The organism is Staphylococcus edaphicus, from assembly GCF_002614725.1.
In the GTDB taxonomy this organism is placed as follows: Bacteria; Bacillota; Bacilli; order Staphylococcales; family Staphylococcaceae; genus Staphylococcus; species Staphylococcus edaphicus.
This window is the reverse complement of sequence record NZ_MRZN01000042.1, coordinates 1-668: the sequence shown is the minus strand read 5'-3', so window position 1 is coordinate 668 and position 668 is coordinate 1. Positions and strand designations below refer to the sequence as shown.

Here is a 668-nt window from a genome sequence, read left to right as displayed (position 1 = left end):
CAAAAGATTTCATCTACGATGAACATTATGATACTTATATTTGTCCTAATGATGAAACTTTATTATATAAAAGAACAATGCCAACAGGACACAGATTATATATATCAGATGGTTCAATATGTCGAGACTGTCCGGTATTAAGTAAATGTACCGAAAATAAAGATGCCATAAAACAAATTAGAAGACATGTTTGGCAAGATGATTTAGATATAGTTGAAGATTTAAGGTTTGTGGATACAGTAAAAAAACAATATAAAATGCGAAGTCAAACAATAGAGAGAAGATTTGGTGATGCAAAAGAGCAGCATGGTATGCGATGGACGAGATATAGAGGACATGACAAAGTTTCCATGGATACCACGCTAATTTGTGTTGCCATGAATCTTAAAAAAATCGCAATGTGGCTAGTAAAAGGACAAGCAATGGTCTGAAAGACCACTGCTTTTTTGAAAAATGACTATATAAATAAAAATAAACAAACCTTACGCATTAATTTGCGCAAGGTTTGTCTACGTTCTGAAGAGTCCGGGACATAAATACTCAATCTCAAAAAAAGAGGGCTAATCCTTTATGGGTTAGTCCTCTTTATATTTAAAATCTTACGATTTTGACCGTGCATGCTTGCCTGGGGTATGGTTCGAGCCTGTAGTCTCTCACTCATACTATTC

At 34.4% G+C, this 668-nt stretch carries 1 protein-coding gene; it reads left to right on the top strand.

Features of this window, described 5'->3' with window-relative positions; translation table 11 throughout:
* The coding region (locus BTJ66_RS13435) for a transposase (protein ID WP_193433036.1) at positions 1-431 on the top strand (431 nt) is incomplete at its 5' end.
* Positions 432-668: the final 237 nt, after the last annotated feature.